General features: G+C 33.9%; 16 protein-coding genes. 14 read left to right on the top strand and 2 right to left on the bottom strand.

Features of this window, described 5'->3' with window-relative positions; translation table 11 throughout:
- Window positions 1-18: 18 nt before the first annotated feature.
- On the bottom strand, window positions 19-1497 hold the full coding sequence (proS, locus tag CW733_RS08880; protein ID WP_100996858.1) for a proline--tRNA ligase: 1479 nt from the start codon (window positions 1495-1497) through the stop codon (window positions 19-21).
- Between the two features lie 100 nt (window positions 1498-1597).
- Here proS and CW733_RS08875 point away from each other — a divergent pair, with 100 nt between their 5' ends.
- Window positions 1598-2545, top strand: coding sequence for a hypothetical protein (locus CW733_RS08875; protein ID WP_100996857.1), 948 nt, complete (start codon window positions 1598-1600; stop codon window positions 2543-2545).
- Window positions 2546-2583: 38 nt separating this feature from the next.
- Window positions 2584-4101 carry an OmpP1/FadL family transporter gene (locus tag CW733_RS08870; RefSeq protein ID WP_100996856.1) on the top strand — a complete coding sequence of 506 codons (1518 nt, stop codon included), beginning with the start codon at window positions 2584-2586 and terminating at the stop codon, window positions 4099-4101.
- A gap of 98 nt (window positions 4102-4199) precedes the next feature.
- On the opposite strand, the gene CW733_RS08865 is transcribed toward CW733_RS08870, so the two are convergent.
- Window positions 4200-5225, bottom strand: a complete 1026-nt coding sequence (locus CW733_RS08865; protein ID WP_100996855.1) for a glutamine synthetase beta-grasp domain-containing protein — start codon at window positions 5223-5225, stop codon at window positions 4200-4202.
- A 193-nt stretch (window positions 5226-5418) separates the two neighbouring features.
- Here CW733_RS08865 and CW733_RS08860 point away from each other — a divergent pair, with 193 nt between their 5' ends.
- From CW733_RS08860 to CW733_RS08805, 12 genes are all read left to right on the top strand, one after another.
- The gene (locus CW733_RS08860; protein ID WP_100996854.1) at window positions 5419-7605 is read left to right on the top strand and encodes a glutamine synthetase III; all 2187 of its coding nucleotides are present in this window, start codon (window positions 5419-5421) and stop codon (window positions 7603-7605) included.
- Between the two features lie 198 nt (window positions 7606-7803).
- Complete coding sequence (locus CW733_RS08855) at window positions 7804-9321, top strand: curlin (RefSeq protein WP_100996853.1); 1518 nt, start codon at window positions 7804-7806, stop codon at window positions 9319-9321.
- A 380-nt stretch (window positions 9322-9701) separates the two neighbouring features.
- On the top strand, window positions 9702-11213 hold the full coding sequence (locus tag CW733_RS08850; protein WP_100996852.1) for a curlin: 1512 nt from the start codon (window positions 9702-9704) through the stop codon (window positions 11211-11213).
- A gap of 414 nt (window positions 11214-11627) precedes the next feature.
- Window positions 11628-13121, top strand: coding sequence for a curlin (locus CW733_RS08845; RefSeq protein WP_100996851.1), 1494 nt, complete (start codon window positions 11628-11630; stop codon window positions 13119-13121).
- A 357-nt stretch (window positions 13122-13478) separates the two neighbouring features.
- Complete coding sequence (locus CW733_RS08840) at window positions 13479-14993, top strand: curlin (protein WP_100996850.1); 1515 nt, start codon at window positions 13479-13481, stop codon at window positions 14991-14993.
- Window positions 14994-15101: 108 nt separating this feature from the next.
- Entirely contained in the window at window positions 15102-15647 is a 546-nt protein-coding gene (locus CW733_RS08835) for a hypothetical protein (protein WP_100996849.1), read from the top strand.
- A 4-nt stretch (window positions 15648-15651) separates the two neighbouring features.
- Window positions 15652-16419: a CsgE family curli-type amyloid fiber assembly protein gene (locus CW733_RS08830; protein ID WP_100996848.1), complete on the top strand. Its 768-nt coding sequence runs from the start codon at window positions 15652-15654 to the stop codon at window positions 16417-16419.
- Window positions 16420-16421: 2 nt separating this feature from the next.
- Window positions 16422-16832, top strand: coding sequence for a curli production assembly/transport component CsgF (locus CW733_RS08825; protein WP_100996847.1), 411 nt, complete (start codon window positions 16422-16424; stop codon window positions 16830-16832).
- A gap of 17 nt (window positions 16833-16849) precedes the next feature.
- Window positions 16850-18376 carry a CsgG/HfaB family protein gene (locus CW733_RS08820; RefSeq protein WP_100996846.1) on the top strand — a complete coding sequence of 509 codons (1527 nt, stop codon included), beginning with the start codon at window positions 16850-16852 and terminating at the stop codon, window positions 18374-18376.
- A 16-nt stretch (window positions 18377-18392) separates the two neighbouring features.
- On the top strand, window positions 18393-19925 hold the full coding sequence (locus CW733_RS08815) for a carboxypeptidase-like regulatory domain-containing protein (RefSeq protein ID WP_100998750.1): 1533 nt from the start codon (window positions 18393-18395) through the stop codon (window positions 19923-19925).
- 106 nt (window positions 19926-20031) lie between these two features.
- Complete coding sequence (locus CW733_RS08810) at window positions 20032-21210, top strand: AIR synthase related protein (RefSeq protein ID WP_100996845.1); 1179 nt, start codon at window positions 20032-20034, stop codon at window positions 21208-21210.
- Between the two features lie 29 nt (window positions 21211-21239).
- Window positions 21240-22181: a DUF3078 domain-containing protein gene (locus CW733_RS08805; RefSeq protein WP_100996844.1), complete on the top strand. Its 942-nt coding sequence runs from the start codon at window positions 21240-21242 to the stop codon at window positions 22179-22181.
- Window positions 22182-22359: the final 178 nt, after the last annotated feature.

Genomic DNA, 22359 nt, shown 5'->3' with positions numbered 1-22359 from the left:
TTTTTTAAAAAAATTTAGTTAATATGCTTTTGCGAACAATACTCTGCGTTTTGAAGGCTTTCCTGAATACACACAAACACCATCTTCTAGCTTTCCTTCTAAAGGAAGACATCTAATAGTTGCTTTTGTTATCTCTTTTATTTTATCTTCAGTCTCTGGTGTACCATCCCAATGTGCTGAGATGAAACCGCCTTTCTTTTCTAGAGTAGCTTTAAACTCTTCAAAATTTTCAACTTCCGTAGTGTGAGTGTCTCTATGTTTTAATGCTTTGTTAAATAAGGAATCTTGAATTTCCGTCATTAAGCCTTCAATCTTTTCTGTTAAAGAGTCTAATGAGACTGTTTCTTTAGTTAAAGTATCTCTTCTAGCTAATTCTACGGTTCCATTTTCAAGATCTCTTGATCCAATTGCAATACGTAAAGGTACTCCTTGTAATTCGTGTTGTGCAAATTTAGCTCCAGGACGATAGGTCGTTCTGTTATCGTATTTTACTGTAATATGTTTTGCTCTAAGATCTTTTATTATTCCGTTTACAACTGTTGTAATTTCTTCTAGTTGCTCATCAGTTTTATGAATTGGAACAATTACTACTTGGTTAGGTGCTAGGTTTGGAGGAAGTACTAAGCCGTGATCGTCACTATGTGTCATAATTAAAGCACCCATTAGTCGTGTTGAAACTCCCCAAGAAGTAGCCCAAACATAATCCTGTTTCCCTTCTTTATTAGTAAATTTTACATCAAAAGCTTTTGCGAAATTTTGCCCTAAAAAATGAGATGTTCCAGCTTGTAGCGCTTTTCCGTCCTGCATCAATGCTTCAATACAGTAAGTCTCATTTGCTCCAGCAAAACGCTCGCTTTCAGTTTTTAAACCTTGTACAACTGGCATTGCCATGAACTTTTCAACGAAAGTAGCATAGACATTATTCATTGTTTCTGCTTCTGTTATAGCTTCTGCTTTTGTTTCGTGAGCTGTATGTCCTTCTTGCCAAAGAAATTCTGCTGTACGTAAAAATAAACGTGTACGCATTTCCCAACGAACAACATTTGCCCATTGGTTAATTAGTAATGGTAAATCTCTATATGATTGAATCCATCCTTTAAAAGTGCTCCAAATTATTGCTTCACTTGTAGGTCTTACTACAAGCTCCTCTTCTAGTTTAGCTTCTGGATCTACGCGAAGTTTTCCTGGATTGTCTGGGTCGTTTTGCAATCTATAATGAGTTACTACTGCACACTCTTTTGCGAAACCTTCAGCATTTTTTTCTTCAGCTTCAAACAGGCTTTTAGGTACAAATAGTGGGAAGTAAGCATTTTGATGTCCTGTCTCTTTAAACATTCTATCTAATTCTGCTTGCATTTTTTCCCAAATAGCATAACCATAAGGTTTTATTACCATACAGCCTCTAACTGCCGAGTTTTCAGCTAAATCGGCCTTTACGACCAGTTCGTTATACCATTTTGAATAATCTTCTGCTCTTGTTGTGAGTTTTTTGCTCATATATAGTATTTTGGCACAAATATTGTGATTATGTTAAAAAAAGAAATAGTTCGACAAAACTAACTATTTTTGTTATGTTCAACAATAAAAACAAACAGTTATGCAATTAAAAAAATACTTATTAAATAAATTACCAGCGTTTGCGGTAGTTTTATTTACTCTAGTGCTTACGTCTTGTGGGTCTTATCAATATGTTGGGCAAGATAGTGATGGAATTTATAGTGAAGATGAAGCTCAGAAAGATGTTGTGCAAGCCGATGCGCAAGAAAATGGTGATAATACTTATTATAAAAATTACTTTAAAGAAAAATCATTAGAAATGGATTCTGATGGAAATGAAGAAGTTTTTGTAGATATAGATTCTTATGAAGGATCTTATTCTGAAGATAATGTTGAGGTCGCTAATGTTGCTTCAGGCTATGGTGCTTGGGGAGAGAACAGTAGTGAGGTGTCTATAAATATTTATAACACAGGTTTTAATAATTATTGGAATAGACCATATTATGGTTGGAATAGTTTTGGTTGGAATAGCCCTTATTTTGGTTGGAATAGTTTTGGTTATGGTTATGGGAATTTTGGTTATGGAGGTTTTTATAACCCTTATGGATATAATTATGGCTATGGTTATGGAGGTTACTATGGGAGAAATGGTTACGGAAGAAATGGTTTAGCATATAACACTACAAGAAGAGGAGGTATTTATGGAAGACAGTCATCTGCTTTAGGTAGAAGGGTTGAGGCTTCTAGAAGAAGTAATTCTACGTCTACTCGTACAAGAACATCTTCAACTCCAAGAACGAGAACAGTTACGCCAAGAGTGAGAACAAATAATTCTACACCAAGAGTTAGGTCTACTACACCAAGGGTTAGAAATTCAACTCCAAGAACAAGAGGTAATAGTTCTACGCCTAGGACTTCGAAACCTAGAGTAAGAAGTACTACGCCAAGAACAACTACGCCAAGAACGTCTTCACCAAGTAGATCTTCTACTAGAAGTTCTTCTGGTTCATCTTCAAGATCTACATCAGGAGGTAGAAGGAGAGGTTAGAAGATTGTTTTTAAAAAAAAATGAATTAAAAAAATAATATGAAAAAAGGAATATTTTTATTCATAGGTGTTATGTCTATGTTTACAATTAGTGCTCAAGATATAAGCGATGCGTTAAGTTATAGTAGTGGAGAGATTATAGGTTCGGCAAGATACAGAGCGCTTAGTGGTGCATTTGGGGCTCTTGGAGGAGATTTAAGTGCTGTTAGTGTTAACCCAGCTGGTTCTGCTATCTATACAAATAGCTTTGCTTCGGTATCGCTAAATGTTAGTGATGTAGATAATGAAACAGCTTATTTTGGGAGAAGGAATGCTTCTTCAGATTCAGATTTATCTTTAAATCAAGGAGGAGGTGTTTTTGTTTTTGAAAGTAGAAATGAAAATTCACTTTGGAGAAAGTTTGCTTTAAGTGTTGCTTTTGATAATACTAAGAATTATGATGATAATTGGAAGTCTAGAGGTGTAAATACTACTTCTATAGATCAGTATTTTTTAAATAATGCTCAAGGCTTGCGTTTAGGTGATATTTCTGCTTTACCAGGAGAGTCGTCTGCAGATGCTTATGCTGGAATTGGAAGTGCTTATGGTTACACTTATCAACAAGCTTATTTAGGTTATGATTCTTATATTTTAGAGCCAGTAAGCGATGCGGATGATAATACACTATATACATCTAATATTGCAGCTGGAAATTTTGATCAAGAATACACTTACGCTGCTACTGGTTATAATGGTAAGATTGCATTTAATTTAGGAGCCCAATATGGAGATGATTTATATTTAGGGTTAAATTTAAATTCTCATTTTCTAAATTATGAACGTTCTACTTTTTTGTATGAACAAAACAATAATACAGATTCTGTTATAAATCAAGTAGGTTTCGAGAATAATATAATAACAAATGGTGCTGGATTTTCATTTCAACTAGGTACTATCTATAAGTTGTCTAACGAGTTTAGAGTCGGTTTTACATACGATTCTCCTACTTGGATGACAATTACTGAGGAAACTTCACAATATATTGAAACTGTTAGAGTGGATGGAAGTGAAAATGTTTTACAAATTGTGAATCCGCAAGTGGTGAATTTGTTTCCAGATTACAATCTGCAATCACCTTCTAAAGTAACAGGGAGTTTAGCTTATATTTTTGGAAAACAAGGATTGATAAGTTTTGACTATTCTAGAAAAGATTACAGTAAAACAAAGTTTAAGCCAAAATCTGATGCTTATTTTAGTGCGCAGAACGATATTATTGCAAATAATTTAACTGCAGCAGCTACCTATAAGTTGGGTGGTGAATATAAAGTTGATCAGTTTAGTTTTAGAGGAGGCTACCGTTTTGAGGAAAGCCCATATAAAAATGGAAAAACTGTTGGAGATTTAAATGGTTATTCTTTAGGTTTAGGGTATAATTTTGGTAACACAAAATTAGATTTAACTTATGATGATTATAATCAATCAAAAGAATATCAATTATATAGTACAGGATTAACTGATGCTGCATCTATTGATGCTAATAATTCTAATATAACACTAACATTAGGGTTTCGATTATAGAAAAACTAATTATCATTTAAAATGATGATTTGTGTGAATAAAAAAAAGCGTTTGAAAATTTTCAAACGCTTTTTTTATGAATATAATTTTTATATAAATTAGCTGATATTAGCAGACTTTACGGTCTTGATAATACGTCCTGCAATTTTGTATGGATCACCATTAGAAGCTGGTCTTCTATCTTCTAGCCAGCCTTTCCAGCCTTTTTCGACTGTAATAATTGGAATTCTAATAGAAGCTCCTCTGTCTGAAATCCCATAGCTAAAGTCGTCAATAGAAGCTGTTTCGTGATCTCCTGTTAAACGTTGATCATTGAATTCTCCATAAACAGCCATGTGTTCTTTAACAACTGGTCTAAATGCTTCGCATATTTTTTCGTAAGTTTCTTGGCTTCCGCAAGTTCTTAATACTGTATTCGAGAAGTTTGCATGCATACCAGAGCCATTCCAATCCATATCTCTACCTAATGGTTTTGGATGGTATTCAATATAGTAACCATATTGTTCTGTTAATCTATCTAATAGGTAGCGAGAGACCCAAATCTCATCACCAGCTTTTTTTGCACCTTGAGCAAATAATTGGTATTCCCATTGTCCAGAAGCAACCTCTTGGTTAATTCCTTCAAAATTTAAACCAGCATCAATACATAAGTCTGCATGCTCTTCTACTAGTTTTCTACCATGTGTATGTAAACCTCCAACAGAACAATAATACATTCCTTGTGGAGCAGGATAACCACCAATAGGGAAACCTAATGGTAATTGAGTCTTTGTGTCCATTATAAAGTATTCTTGTTCAAAACCAAACCAGAAATCATTGTCTTCATCTTCAATAGTAGCTCTTCCGTTAGAAACGTGAGGAGTGCCATCTGCATTTAAAACTTCTGTCATTACTAAATACCCATTTATTCTTGCAGGATCTTTATAGATTGCAACAGGTTTTAATAAACAATCAGAAGCTCCACCAGAAGCTTGTTTAGTAGACGACCCATCAAAAGACCAATTGTCAAGTTCTTCTATTGTTCCTTGAAAATCTTCGTGTTCCTCAACTTTGGTTTTACTTCTCATGTTTTGAGTAGGAAAATAACCATCTAGCCAAATGTATTCTAATTTTATTTTTGCCATAATACTTACAGATAATATTAATAATATGTTTGCAAATATAAAATGAATTTTAAATAACCTATAAAAATTAAGAGGTAAAATTGAAATTTTTATTAAATCAGTGTTAATAACCCTATTTTTTTAAGGGTGTTGATAATTTTAAAGGTTAAAACGGCTTGAAATTAATATATTTGTAAAAAAAATAGTCAGAAATATGTCAACTCTAAGATTTTTCGCCATAAAAGAAACATTAAACAGAAAACCTGTAGTTATAAAAGAAGAAAAACGACGTTCAGAAATTTTCGGACAAAACGTTTATGATTCAAAAAAAATGCGCCAAACACTTACAAGTGACGCTTTTATAAGTTTAACAAATGCTATTGAAAAAGGAGGAAAGATAGATAGAGCAATTGCAGATCAAATTGCTTCTGCAATGAAAGATTGGGCATTGTCTAAAGGAGTAACGCATTACACGCATTGGTTTCAGCCATTAACTGGAGCTACAGCAGAAAAGCATGATGCTTTTTTTGAAACCATAGAAAATAATGGAGCAATAGAGAAATTTGGAGGCACTCAATTAGTACAGCAAGAGCCAGATGCTTCTAGTTTTCCAAATGGAGGAATAAGGAATACTTTTGAAGCAAGAGGTTATACAGCTTGGGACCCAACATCTCCTGCGTTTATTTATGGTACAACATTATGTATTCCAACAGTATTTGTTGCTTATACAGGCGAAGCTTTAGATTATAAAACGCCTTTGTTAAGAGCGTTGCAGGCGGTAGATACAGCAGCAGTTGCTGTATGTAAGTATTTCGATAAAAATGTAAAAAAAGTAAACGCTTCATTAGGTTGGGAACAAGAGTATTTTTTAATAGATAGCGCTTTGGTGTCCTCTCGTCCAGACATTCAATTAACAGGGAGAACGTTATTAGGTCATGCTTCAGCAAAAGGACAACAATTGGATGATCATTACTTTGGCACCATCCCAAATCGAGCAATGTCTTACATGCGAGATTTAGAAATTGAATGCATGTTATTGGGTATTCCTGTAAAAACAAGACATAATGAAGTGGCTCCAAATCAATTTGAGCTCGCTCCTATATATGAAGAGGCAAATTTAGCTGTCGATCATAATGCGTTATTAATGGATGTTATGGATAAGGTTGCAGAGCGTCATAATTTTAAAGTATTGTTTCATGAAAAACCATTTCAAGGAATTAATGGGTCTGGTAAACACAACAATTGGAGTTTAAGTACAGATACTGGAGTTAATTTATTAAGTCCTGGAAAAACACCAATGAGTAATCTTCAGTTTTTAACTTTCTTTATTAATACAATAAAAGCTGTAAATGATAATGAAGAATTACTTCGTGCAGCCATAGCATCAGCTAGTAACGATCATAGGTTAGGTGCAAACGAAGCACCTCCAGCAATTATTTCAGTATTTATAGGTGAACAGCTAACACATGTCTTAAGTGAATTAGAAAATGTAACCAATGGTAAACTATCACCTCAAGAAAAAACCGATTTAAAACTTAACGTAGTCGGAAAGATTCCAGAAATACTTTTAGACAACACAGATAGAAATAGAACGTCTCCTTTTGCTTTTACAGGAAACAAATTTGAATTTAGAGCAGTAGGTTCTAAAGCTAATTGTGCAAACCCAATGACATTGTTAAATTCTATTGTAGCAAAGCAATTAATCGATTTTAAAATTGAAGTAGATGCGTTAATAGCTAAAAAGGATCTTAAAAAAGACGAAGCAGTCTTTAATATATTAAGAGAATATATTAAAAAGAGTAAAGCTGTTTTGTTCGAAGGTAATGGTTATGGAGAGGTTTGGGAGAAGGAAGCAAAGAGAAGAGGGTTAAGTAATAACAAATCGACACCAGAAGCATTAAAAGCTAAAATCTCTAAAAAAGCATTGTCTTTATATAAGGACTTGGGTGTAATGAATGCAACAGAAGTAGAAGCGCGTTACGAAATAGAGCTTGAGGATTATATTATGCGTATTCAAATTGAAGGACGAGTGTTGGGTGATTTGGCTAGAAACCATATTGTGCCAACTGCGGTTAAGTATCAAAATATTTTAATTGAAAATGTAAAAGGTTTAAAAGAGATCTATGGGAAAGACTTTAAAAAGGTGTCTCAAGCTCAGTTAGAATTAATTGAAGAGATTTCTAAACATATAGAGTCAATAAATAAACTAGTAACTAATATGACTGAAGCTAGAAAAAAATCAAATCAAATTAAATCTATTGAAGATAAAGCTAATGCGTATTGTAATAAAGTAAAACCTTTACTGGAAGCTATAAGGTATCCTTGCGATAAGTTGGAATTATTGGTAGACGATGAGCTTTGGCCGCTTACAAAGTATCGAGAATTGCTTTTTACTAATTAAATTGATGTGAAATTTGAGATAAAGGAATTAATTTATATTTAAATAATATAAATATATTTTGTAAGCACTTGATTTTCAGTATATTTTGTGTTTTTTTTAAAAAATATTGATTTCAACAATTCCAATATGACGAATATCATTTTGGAATTGTTGTCTTATAAGTAGCTTTGAATTGTTATTAATCAATATATATTTAACATGAAAAAAGTAATTTTAGGTGCTGCGGCACTATTATTCTCGGGCGCAATGATGGCGCAAGTTTCACAAAATGCATTAAAAGACACAAACGGAAATAATTCTGTTGATGCTCAATTATCTGTAGATTTATCAGGAACTGGTAATCAAGGTGAAGCTGTACAAACAGGTAACACAAACAAGTTACAAGTATTACAAGCAGGAACTAATCAATCATCTTTCTCAATACAAGGTGATGGTGCAGGAACTGGAGACAACAGAGCAAGAATCTGGCAAACAGGTGATGTTTCTGGAATTAGTGGTGTAGAAAACGCTGCAGACGTAAGACAATTAGGTTCTGGTAACCAGTCTACAACTAGACAAGAAGGAGACCAAAACGAAGCTGTTACGCGTCAAGGTATGAAAGATGGTGGAATAAGCGGAGGAAACAAAGCTTATATTAACCATGGTACTGCAGAAAACGGTGAGTTAAACTACGCTATGGTAGAGCAAGATGGTCAAGGTAACAGTTCTAAAACTGTTCAGTCTTATGACAACAATGAAGCTAGAACTGTACAGGAAGGCGATGGTAACATGTCTGGAATTCGTCAAAAATCAGGCCCTAATGGTTCTTTAGGCAACTCTGCATTAGCTGAGCAATACGGAAACATGAACGCTACTAAGATTTATCAAGATGGACATAGTCAAACTGCTGCGTCTTTACAAGTAGGTAATAGTAACAAAGCTAATCAAACACAATTGGGTAACGGTAACTGGGCTAAAGTTAATCAAGGAGGTGATACTAGTGGGCCAATTGATAACTTAGGTTCTGTACAGGCTGATATGGATGGGTATCTTAATTCTTTTGCAGATCCAACTTATACTAATGGTAGTGATAACACAGGAAATGGTTCTAAGGCTGGTTTAGCTAAGCAATATCAATCTGGAGATGGTAATTCAGCTTATTCTGGACAATGGGGAGACGATGGTGAAGACAGTAATTATTCTGAGCAAAGCCAAATTGGAGATGATAACAGAGCTTATGTTAACCAAAATGCATACGGTCCTTCTAATGGTGGCGCTAATTATGGTCGTCAAGATCAAGCAGGTAATGGTAACTTTGCAGTATTAGGACAAAATGGTAGAGATCATGTAGCTTATCAAAGACAATATGGTAATTATAATGATGCTACTGCTACACAAAAAGGTAAAGGTAACTTAATGAGTTCATACCAATCTGGAGACGGTAATGTTGCTATTTCTGCTCAAAGAGGTCATTATAATCAAACTCTAGTAGTACAAAAAAGTGGTACTGGTGATTTTTCTGGACATAGTTTCGTATCTAGTCAAAATGTTGCAAATGGTATGCCTAATGGTAATGGTGGTAATACTATTAGTGTGTTACAATTAGGGCCAACTGGAGATATTATGAATGATGGTGAAGGGTGTGATTTCCAAGCTCCATCAGATTTAGATATGCCAGGTGGTGTAGGTGGATTTGATTTAGATGCGCCTTGTACTCCAAGCACTTCTGGATGCTAATATCTCTGTAAAATAAGATTAGATAAACAAAATGTTTAATCAAAACATATTAATTTAAGGAGGAAACTATATAGTAAGTTTCCTCCTTTTTCTTTATTGTCTTTTCTTAAACAAATAATTAGATTAAAGTTATTATATGTTATTTTTAAAACCAAAAAAAACTACTCTCCTACGTAATGGTACGTAGGGTTTCTACGTAGTTCTACGTAGTTTTAGGCTTCGGCTGAAAAATAAAAACGTAGTATTTTGCTTACTCATATTTACATTTCAACGATGTTAGTAATAGACTAATCGAAAATATGGTCTAAATGATAAGTTTTTAATGGTCATTTCAATTTAATCTCTATATTTACAATGCTATTAATCAATATATATTTAACATGAAAAAAGTAATTTTCGGTGCTGCGGCACTATTATTTGTAAGCGCTTCTTTTGCGCAAGTTGCACAATCACCATTAACAGATTATAACGGAACAGTTTCAGTCGATGCACAATTAGCTATCGATTTAAATGGAGCAACTGGTAATCAAGGTGAAGCTATCCAAACAGGTAACACAAACAAGTTACAAGTACTACAAGCTGGAACAAATCAATCGTCTTACTCAGTACAAGATGATGGCTTAGGAACAGGAGACAACAGAGCAAGAATCTGGCAAACAGGTGATGTTTCTGGTATTAGTGGTGTAGAAAACGCTGCAGATGTAAGACAATTAGGATCTGCCAATGAGTCTACATCAAGACAAGAAGGAGACTTCAACGAAGCAGTAACACGTCAAGGTATGAAAGATGGTGGATTAAGCGGTGGAAACAGAGCTTTAATCAATCATGGTACTGCAGAAAATGGTGAGTACAATTATGCTATGGTAGAACAAGACGGTCAAAATAACCGTTCTAAAACTATCCAGTCTTGGGATAACAACGAAGCAAGAACTGTACAGGAAGGAGATAATAACATGTCTGGAATCCGTCAAAAATCAGGTCCTAATGGATCAGCTGGTAACTCTGCATTAGCAGAACAGTATGGTAACATGAATGCGACTAAAATCTACCAAGATGGTCACAATAACACAGCACGTTCTGTACAAGAAGGAGAGCAAAACAAGTCTAACCAAACTCAATTAGGTGATGGCAATACAGCTTTAGTAGATCAAGGTGCAGATGTTGAGCCTATTAATGCATTTGGATCTGCACAAGCAGATTTAGATAACCTTATCAACACTTATGCAGATTCTGGTTACTCTAATGGTCCTGATAACACTGGTGGTGGTTCTACTAAAGGTAGAGCATTACAAGTGCAAGATGGTAACTCTAACACAGGCTACATTGGTCAATGGGGAGACAGCAGTGAAGACAGCGATTATGCTGAGCAAAACCAAACAGGTGATGATAACAGTGCTTACGTAGCTCAAAACGCTCATGGTTCTGCAACAGGAGGTGCAAATAGCTCTCGTCAAGATCAAACAGGTGATTTTAACTTTTCTGGTTTAGGGCAAAATGGTAGAAACCATTTAGCTTATACTAGACAAAATGGAGATGGTAACGTTGCTATTGGATCTCAAAAAGGGAACCATAACTTATTAAGTACATACCAAGAAGGTGATGGTAACTGGGCAGTATCTGGACAAAGAGGTGTAGATAACCAAACATTAATTGTACAAAAAAGTGGTGTTGCAGATGGTTCAGGTCATAGTTTTGATGCTAGCCAAAACATTGCAGATGGTGGAGCAAATGGAGGTAATACTATTCAAGTATTACAGTTAGGTCCTTCTGGAGATATCTTTGGTGCACACGAAGGATGTGATTTCCAAGATCCTCAAGATTTATCTATGCCTAATGGGCCAGCATCATTTGATTTAGATGCGCCTTGTGCTTCTGGTACTTCTGGATGCTAAAAACTAAATAAAATATTACATATTTACTAGTATTAGTATTTTATATAACATATTAAAAAGAGGATGATAATATAGCAATCATCCTCTTTTTCTTGTTTTATACTTTTCTTCTCTACTGTTACTTTAGAATCTTAAATAAAGGACGCTTAAATTAGTGTTGTAAATCCTTTAACTTGTTATTATACTATATATTAGGTGTTATTTCTACGTAATTCTACGTAGATTATTAGTGTGTGGTTTATATCGTAAAGTAGTATTTTACTTACGTATAATCCTATTTTAATTGCATTTCAACGGTGTTAATAATTGGGTAATCGAAAATAGGTCTAAAATGAAAAATCTTAATTACTGAATTAATTTTTGTAAAGGTTTAATCTCGATCTTTACGTTGCTATTAATCAATATATATTTAACATGAAAAAAGTAATTTTTGGTGCTGCGGCACTATTATTCTCAGGCGTAATGATGGCGCAAGGTCCAGTTTCACAATCAACTTTAAAAGCCGTAGACGGTTCAGATACAGCAGACACACAGTTAGCTGTAGATTTGGCTACAGACGATGGTAACTACGGTGAAGCAATCCAAACTGGTAACACAAACAAGTTACAAGTATTACAAGCAGGAACAAACCAATCATCTTACTCAGTACAAGGTGATGGATTAGGAACTGGAGACAACAGAGCAAGAATCTGGCAAACAGGTGATGTTACTGGAATTAGTGGAGTAGACAACGCTGCAGATGTAAGACAATTAGGTTCTGGAAACGAATCTACTACAATGCAAGAAGGCGATTCTAACGAAGCAGTTACGCGTCAAGGTTTAAAAGATGGTGGATTAAGCGGTGGAAACAGAGCTTTAATTAATCATGGTACTGCAGAAAACGGTGAGTTTAACTATGCTATGGTAGAACAAGATGGTCAAACTAACTCAGCTTGGACAGTTCAGTCTTTCGATAATAACGAAGCAAGAACAGTACAAGAAGGAGATAGTAACATGTCTGGTGTTCGTCAAAAATCAGGACCAGATGGTTCAGCTGGTAACTCAGCTTTAAACGAGCAGTATGGAGATATGAATTCTTCTAAAATTAAGCAAGTAGGGCATAACAACTATGCGCAAGCGGCTCAAAAAGGAGATGCTAACAAAGCAGACCAAAAGCAAACTGGTGACTCTAACGCAGCTTATGTAGATCAAGGTCAAAACCTTTATGGAATTACAGATGGGTTAACAGGTCCTACTTTAGATGTATTTGCAGATCCTTTAGCTACTCAAGGCGCTGGTGGTCCAGATTCTCAAGCAGGTATGGCAATACAGAGACAAACTGGTAATAGTAACTTCGCTTACGCATCTCAGTATGGTTCAGATGGTGAAGCAAGTAACCATGCAGAACAATACCAAGTAGGTAATAGTAATCAAGCGGCAATAGATCAAAATGCAAACGGTATTGCAAATGGTGGTGCTAACTATGCACGTCAAGATCAAACAGGAAATTCTAACGTTTCTTTCACGGGTCAAAACGGTAGAGATCATATGGCATATTCTCGTCAAAATGGTGATTTTAACATTGCTTTAGCTTCTCAAAAAGGAAATGCTAACTTAGTAAGTACTTTTCAAGAAGGAGAAGATAACTGGGCAGTATCAGGACAAAGAGGTCATGATAACCAAGTATTAATTGTACAAAAGAACGATGGTATCTCAGGTGGACATAGTTTTAAAGCTAGTCAAAATATTGATGATCCTTATACTAATGGTGGTAATACAATTAGCGTATTACAATTAGGTCCTTCAGGAAACATTATGACAGATGGTGAAAACTGTGACTTCCAAGATGCAGTTACTCCAGGTATGCCAGCAGGTGTAGATGGGTTCGATTTAGCTGCTCCATGTACTCCAGGTGCATCAGGATGCTAATATCTAGTTTATTAAGTATTGTAATTATATAATACATAAACAAAACATATTTAAAAGAGGATGATATATAGCAATCATCCTCTTTTTTTATTTTCTAATTCTTTCTCTTTTGTGTATGTATTGAATCACACGCTTAGTGCACTTTTAAAAAACATGTAATGTATTGTATTACGTAGTTTTTCAAGCTTCTCGAAAACAACATTATAGTATTTTTCTTATATTAAAGTGTATTTCAACGAAGTTAATAATAGAGTAATCGAAAATATGGTGTAAATGATAAAATTTTGATAAAGCTTTCAAATTTATTTCGAATTTATTCTGTATATTTATAGTGCTATTAATCAATATATATTTAACATGAAAAAAGTAATTTTAGGTGCTGCGGCACTATTATTCTCGGGCGCAATGATGGCGCAAGTTTCACAAAATGCATTAAAAGACACAAACGGAAATAATTCTGTTGATGCTCAATTATCTGTAGATTTATCAGGAACTGGTAATCAAGGTGAAGCTGTACAAACAGGTAACACAAACAAGTTACAAGTATTACAAGCAGGAACTAATCAATCATCTTTCTCAATACAAGGTGATGGTGCAGGAACTGGAGACAACAGAGCAAGAATCTGGCAAACAGGTGATGTTTCTGGAATTAGTGGTGTAGAAAACGCTGCAGACGTAAGACAATTAGGTTCTGGTAACCAGTCTACAACTAGACAAGAAGGAGACCAAAACGAAGCTGTTACGCGTCAAGGTATGAAAGATGGTGGAATAAGCGGAGGAAACAAAGCTTATATTAACCATGGTACTGCAGAAAACGGTGAGTTAAACTACGCTATGGTAGAGCAAGATGGTCAAGGTAACAGTTCTAGAACTGTTCAGTCTTGGGATAACAACGAAGCAAGAACGGTACAAGAAGGCGATGGTAACATGGCTGGAATTCGTCAAAAATCAGGTCCTAATGGTTCTTTAGGAAACTCTGCATTAGCTGAGCAATACGGAGACATGAATGCGACTAAAATTTACCAAGATGGACATAGCCAAACAGCTGCGTCTTTACAAGTAGGTGATAATAACAAAGCTAACCAAAACCAATTAGGTAATGGTAACTGGGCTAGAGTTAACCAAGGTGGTGACGGTAGTGGGCCAGTTGACAGATTTGGAAGCTCTCAGGCAACTTTAGATACATTTCTTGATAATATTGCAGATCCAGGTTATATGGACGGTGGTTCTAATATAGGTAATGGTTCTAAAGCTGGTTTAGCTTTACAAAACCAAGATGGAGATAATAACTCTGCTTATGCAGGACAATGGGGAGATCAAGCAGAAGATAGTAACTATGCTGAGCAAAACCAAACTGGAGATAATAACGCTTCTTATATGAACCAAAATGCATACGGTTCGGCTACAGGTGGAGCTAATTCTGCTCGTGCTGATCAAGTAGGTGATGGTAATCAAAGTGTTTTAGGGCAAAATGGTAGAGATCATTTATCTTACCAAAGACAATATGGTGATGGTAACAATGCTATAGCTACACAAAAAGGTAGAGCTAACTTATCTAGCTCTTACCAATCAGGAGATGGAAACATTGCAATCTCTGGTCAAAGAGGTCATGATAACCAAACTTTAGTAGTACAAAAAAGTGGTATTGCTGATGGTTCTGGTCATAGCTTCGTATCTAGTCAAAACGTTCTTGATGGTGGTATGCCAAATGGAGGTAACACAATTAGTGTATTACAATTAGGTCCAACTGGAGATATTATGAATGACGGTGAAGGATGTGATTTCCAAGATCCAAATGATTTACAAATGCCAGGTGGTGTTCCATCATTTGATTTAGATGCTCCTTGTACTCCAGGTACTTCTGGATGCTAATATTTAGTTAATAAAGATTAAATTAGATAATATTTAATCATAACATATTTAAAAGGAGGATGACTAATATAGCAAGCATCCTCCTTTTTTATTAAATTTGAAAATAATATGAAAACAATAAATAATAATAAATGCATTACAGTTGTACTGCTGATAATTTTTAGCCTTAATTTTACTTGGAGTCAAACCTATAGTGAAGATGAAGAATCTGAGAGTACAGAAGCATCAACAACAGTAAATGGGCAAGAATTTTCGCAAAGTGATTTTTCGTCCTTTTTCAATACAACACCTAACGTAGTTTTAGAGACAATACAAAGTAATTCTATTTCTATTCAACAAGTAGGCTCAACTAATAATGTGTCTGCAAGAGTGGCTTCAAGAGCTAGTGAAATTAATATAAACCAAAATGGTTTAAATAATAATGTCAATTTAACGTATCAAGTTGATGCAGTAGTTGCAACGTTAGGACAAAACGGTAACGATAATACTATTTTAGATTATGTTATAGATCCTAATGCTAAAGTATCTTTAGATTTACAACAAAATGGCAACAATTTAACTTTCGATAAATTTGGAACTAATGAAATAACAAAAAACATTAAATTTACACAAACAGAAGCTTCACCAACGATAATAATTAGAAGCTTTAATTAAATAAATGCGCATCAAGTTTTTTAAAAATATAATTTCTCTGCTGTTATTTGTATTAGTTGTTTCAACTAGTAGCCAAGCGCAGAATGTTGTATATAATAAAGAAGTTAAAGCGCAAATTAAAATAGAAAGAACTAGTGAGTTCACAACCTTCGCTGCAACCTCAGAAAATTTAACGTATTCAGGAAGAAATTTGCGTTATGAATTCATGTTGTTTAAGGCAGACACAAGCAATAATGTAGTTAAGTCATCGCAGATTGATAAGTTCTATTTGGAGAACTATGAAAAAAAAATATTATCTTCCGTTACAATTAACAATCAAATTGAAGGGAAAGTAACATTATTATTATTAATTTTCCCAGATGATGAAGGCTTAGATGAAACACAAGGCGCTATAGGAAAATGTAGGCTGGTTATTCGAAGTAAAGAAAATGGTCAATTAGATATTGAAGGAGACATAGAGAAAGAAATCTTTTTACAAGGCTTAGTGATACAAAAAACACTAACAAAGTCTGGAAGAGATTTTCATCGTTATTTTTACTCAGAATATTTTAATAAACAGATTAAAACAGAAAAGCATATTTTAATTAAAGAAGTGCCAGGTCAGCGTAGAAGTACACTAATTACTGTTGAAGTAGATGGCCAATTGGTTTGGAGATTTTTTGTAAGGCCTAAAAAAGAGTATTTACAAGAAATGGCAGGTGTTGCTTTAGATAGATGTATTAGATATCTTCAGCAATTAAAACAAAGACAAGACACACAAACACGCTATTAATTATGAAATTTAAATTATTTTCAACCCTATTTTTAGGGGTTTTTACTTTTGCTTTTGCGCAGCAGTTTAGTTATAAACCTACAAATCCAGCTTTTGGTGGTGATACTTTTAATTACAACTGGTTGTTAAGTTCTGCTAATGCACAAAATGGATTTACTGCGCCCAGAGCACAAACAGAAACACAAACTGAATTAGAACAATTTGGAAACCAATTGAACCAGCAGGTGTTAAATCAAATTTCTAGAGCATTATTAGCGCAACAAGTAGATGCAGTTGGAGATTTTGATCAAGAAGGAACATTTACCTTTGGAACACTAAATGTTGAGGTTTTTGAGTCTGATGAAGGTTTAGTAATTAATATTCTGGACACCTTAAACGGTGAACAAACTCAAGTAATCGTTCCCAATCCATAAACGAAGTTTAGCCTCTTATGATGAATTACCAAAAAATAATAGCCATACTGGCTATATACTTATGTTTAAGTTCCTGCGGAACTTATTTTAATCAGCCTTTTTCTCAAGAACCATCGAGAATTGGAGAGCTTTCTAAATCCACAAAAAAAATATTAGAATTACCGCCACCTAAAGTGCCTTTAGAAGTTGCGGTTTATAATTTTAGTGATCAAACTGGTCAATACAAAGCTGTAGAAAACGGAAGTACTTTTAGTACTGCAGTAACTCAAGGAGCAACAACCATGCTTATTAAAGCATTAGCAGATTCGGGTTATTTTATTCCTCTCGAACGTGAGAACTTCAATAATCTTTCAACAGAAAGAAATATCATTCGTACAACAAAGCAAGAATATATCAAAGGTTTAAATCCTAATGAACCAGCAATTAAACCGCTATTATATGCCGGATTAATGCTAGAAGGAGGTATTATTTCTTACGACACTAATATTGTTACAGGTGGTGCTGGTGCAAGATATTTTGGTGTTGGTGGTTCTGCACGTTACAGACAAGACAGAATAACAGTATATCTAAGAGCAGTTTCTACACAAAGTGGAGAGATAATTAATACGGTTTATGTTTCTAAGACCATTTTATCTCAAGCGGTAGATGTTAGCTTATTCCGTTTTGTTAAATTCCAGAGATTATTAGAAGCAGAGACTGGGTTTACTCAAAATGAACCAGTACAATTAGCAGTAAAAGATGCCATTGAAAAAGCAGTACATGATTTAATTATGGAAGGTATTGAAGATGGTTATTGGGCGACTAAAGCAGGTGTAGAGGTAGATCAAAGATTAATTGCAGATTATAAAAAAGAAAAAGAAGCAGCGAATGTTACAGAACTGTTTAATCGATTTACATTTAAACGTCGTACAGATAATGTATTGCATGCTTCAATTGGAGCAGCACGTATAAATGGTGATTATATTAATTCAGAATTAAGATTAAACTCGAGAATAGGATACAAGCGTTATTTAAATTCACATTTTAATTTAAGTTTAAATGCCAATAAATTTAATTTAGAAAATAAAGATATTCTAGATAAAAGCTTTGTTTCTATTGATGCCAATGTAGAATATACAGTATTGCCTTCAGATAAATTAACACCTTTTGTTTATGCAGGTGGTGGAACAAACATTTCTAACGATTTTAATAATATCAGTCCAAAACTTCAAGTTGGTGCTGGACTAGAATATTTAGTCACCGAGAGAATTGGAATTGCTGCTTATGCAGAAAATAATTTTGTATTTAGCGATACTGTAGATGATTTAGTTCGTGGTGATAAAGATGACATGTTCTTAAGGTTTGGTATAGGATTAAATTTATACATTGGTAATTACAATACTAAAAAAGATCTTGAGCGCACAAAACAAAGAGAAGAAAGAAAAGCGCTGAAGCAAATTAAAAAAGACAATATTAAGAGAAGCATATTGAAAAAAAAGTCAGCTCCTTTAGAAGAGAAGATTTCGCCTCCAAAGGAAATTAATGAAAATGGAGAGAAAAACTAATTTAAAAGCGATGAAAATGAAAACGATAAAAAATATCTTAGCGCTAATGTTAGTTATAGTAACTATTTTAACATGTAGTGAAAATCAAATTGATGGAGTAAGAATAGGTTCTATTAATGGTAAAGTTGTAGCCGAAGGAACAAACTCGCCATTAGAAAATGCCAAAGTATCTACAAACCCAGTAACAAGTACTGTATTTACAGATTCAGAAGGTAATTTTGTTATAGACAATGCTTTAGTCGAAACGTACGCTGTACAAGCTGAGTTAGATGGTTTTGTAACTGCATTCGAATCTGTTACTGTATTAGAAGATGCAGCAGCAGTAGTAGCTTTTGAGTTATTAACTTCAAACGCTAATAACCAACCGCCAACAATTCCAAATTTAGTTTTTCCGGAAGATTTGGCAACAGAAACGGATTTAGAGATTCAGCTTACTTGGGAATCTTCAGATCCTGATACAAATGATGAATTATCTTATTCTTTAGAACTAAGAAACGGTAGCACTAACGAGATTGAGATGTTTGAAACCGCTCAGGATACGTTCTACTTAGCTAGTAACTTAGAATTATCTACTACCTATTTTTGGCAAGTTACTGTAAACGATGATACTAACGACAATGTTGTGTCTACAATTAGTCAATTCACTACAATTACAGTTCCTAACAATCCTTTTGTTTTTGTAAAAAAAGAAAACAGTAATAGTGTTATTTATTCAGGTGACGAAGATGTAGAAGGTGGTGGTGATTCAGAATTAGACTTTAGCTTACTTAAATTAACAAGTGAGACAAATAATAGTTTTAGACCAAGAACCAATAGTGCCATTAATAAAATCGCTTACTTGAGAACCGTTGGAGGAAACACGCAAATTTTTACCATGGATACAGATGGTTCAGACAAAACACAGGTAACTAGTACTATACCAGTTAATGGATTTAGACTAGAGCATGTCGATTTTTGTTGGGCGCAAAATGGAAGTAAAATTTACTATCCAAGTTTCGATAAATTATATTCAATTAATCCAGATGGAAGTGGTCTTAGTGACCCTCCAATTTTTACAACAACAGATGGTTCGTTTATTTCTGAGGTAGAAAGTGTTGCTTTTGATAATGATTTAATTCTTATAAAAACTAACAATTCAGTTGGGTATAATGCAAGAATAGTTATCGTTAGGTTATCTACAGGATTAGAAGAAACTGTAATTGTAGAAAATCTGCCAGGAGCTATAGGTGGAATTGATATTACCGCTAATGGAAACGAAATTATATATACTAGAGATATTACTGGTTCAGAAAATGCAACATACAGACAATTTCAAAGTAGAGTTTTTGTCTATGATGTCGCAATGGCAACAAGTACTCTAATACCAACTGATGCTTTGATTGGCGAAAATGACACAGATGTTAAATATGCACCAAATGAAGGTGGTTTTATTCTTTCTAGAGCATCGAATACATTAAACGCTGTACCAGGAATTTTTAGATTTCAATTTGGAGCAGCAACTGCTGAAACTGAATTATTCACAGCATCTTCAATGCCAGATTGGGACTAATCAAATAAATTAAAACAGCACATCAAGAATCTTAATTATAAAGAAGCACACAATATTATTTGTGTGCTTTTTTTTTACAGTTATATTTGCAATTCAAAACAATATTATGAGTTCGGAAATAAGTAAACGTTACAGTCAAAGAGGTGTGTCAGCATCAAAAGAAGATGTGCATAATGCAATAAAAAACATAGATAAAGGCTTGTTTCCAAAGGCATTCTGCAAAATTGTGCCAGATTACCTTACAAACGACGACGATTATTGCTTAATAATGCATGCAGATGGAGCAGGAACAAAAAGTGCTTTAGCCTATATGTACTGGAAAGAAACAGGAGATGTTTCTGTCTGGAAAGGTATCGCCCAAGATGCTTTAATTATGAATATAGACGACTTACTTTGTGTTGGAGCAACAGATAATATTATGTTGTCATCAACCATTGGTAGGAATAAAAATTTAATTACAGGAGAAGTGCTATCTGCAATTATTAATGGAACAGAAGAACTTATAGAGGATTTAAAAACATTTGGAGTAACAATCCATTCTACAGGAGGAGAAACGGCAGATGTTGGAGATTTAGTGCGTACAATAATTGTAGACTCTACAGTTACTGCTAGAATGAAGCGTAGCGATGTTATAGATAATGCTAATATTAAAGCAGGAGATGTAATTGTTGGATTAGAAAGTTTTGGTCAAGCCACATACGAAAAAGAGTATAATGGTGGTATGGGAAGTAATGGTTTAACATCTGCTAGACACGATGTTTTTAATAACTATTTAGCAAAAAAATACCCAGAAAGTTTTGATGCGGCTGTACCTGAGGATCTTGTGTATTCTGGACAAGTAAAACTAACTGATAAGGTTGAAAATAGTCCTATAGACGCAGGTAAATTAGTGTTGTCTCCAACAAGAACTTATGCTCCAATTATAAAAGAGATTTTATCTAAGTTCAACTCTGAAACTTTACATGGAATGGTACATTGTTCTGGTGGAGCACAAACCAAAATCCTTCATTTTATAGACAATTTACATATAGTTAAAGATAATTTATTTCCAATTCCACCTTTATTCAAATTAATACAAGAGCAATCTAAAACAGATTGGAAAGAAATGTATCAGGTGTTTAACTGTGGGCATAGAATGGAACTTTATGTGTCTCCAGAAATTGCTGAAGATATTATTTCTATTTCAAAAGCATTTAATGTTAATGCTCAAGTTGTTGGTAGAGTAGAAGCTTCTGAAACTAAAAAACTGACAATTAATAGCGAATTCGGTACGTTTATATACTAAATATTATCTAATTTATAAAGTGAAATAGAATGAGGTTTTATTTATTGTTTTTAATTATTTTTTCGTTTCAAGTTGTAAAAGCACAAGACTCAGTTGTTAAGGTTTTAGATACTGTAAAATGGGTTCAAAAAAGCACAGCAGGTTTAGATATTAATGAAGTTACTTTTGTTAATTGGAATGCTGGTGGAAGTAATTCTGTTTCAGCACTTTTTAATATCCTTTCAAGTTTAAGATATAAAAAAGAAAATCTTATCTGGAAAAGTTCAATAAGAACACGTTATGGAGTTAATAAACAGGGAAATCAGAAATTAAGAAAAACGGAAGACGAACTAGAATTAATTTCAACTATAGGCTATAGAAAAGATACTTTAACTAATTGGTATTATTCAGGACGATTTAATTTTAAAACACAGTACTCTAACGGTTATAATTATCCTAATAGAGACAAGTCTATTTCACGTTTTATGGCTCCAGGATATTTATTTATAGGTGGAGGTGTAGAATATGGTAAAAATCTCGAAAAACTATCCTTTTATTTCTCTCCTTTAACTTTTAAAGGAACTTTTGTTTTAGATCAAGAACTTGCAGATGCAGGCTCTTTTGGTGTTCAAGCAGCAGTATATGATAATTTAAAAAATAGAATTAAAAAAGGAGAAAATGCTAGAACAGAAATGGGTGTTTTAATTACAAATGCCTACGAAACCGAAGTATTCGAAAATATATACGTTAGAAACCAATTGAGTTTATATACAGATTACCTTAATAGTTTTGGTAATGTTGATGTAGATTGGGAAGTCGTTTTCGATTTTAAGGTTAACGATTATGTAAAGGCAACTTTAGGTTCGCATATTAAATATGATAATGATATAAAAACGCAACAAGAAACAGCTATTGTGGATGTGTTTGTAGAAAGAGGAGCTAAGCTACAATGGAAACAAATTCTAGGAGTAGGTGTTACTATGGATTTATAATTAACGGATGTATAAAGAGTTCTAATTGAAATGTAAATTAATCATAAAAATAGTTGCACTAGTTGTCGTAGTAGTAAATATAGTTTCAGTATTTTTTTTGTATAGTCAGATTGTTAGGCTTCTTCTTCTTCTTCTTCTTTCTTAAAACTAAAGGTAAATTGTTATTGGTTTTTTTTGT

It is taken from the genome of Lacinutrix sp. Bg11-31 (genome assembly GCF_002831665.1).
In the GTDB taxonomy this organism is placed as follows: Bacteria; Bacteroidota; Bacteroidia; order Flavobacteriales; family Flavobacteriaceae; genus Lacinutrix.
The sequence above is the reverse complement of the archived record's forward strand: the minus strand, read 5'-3'. Positions and strand labels throughout refer to the sequence as shown.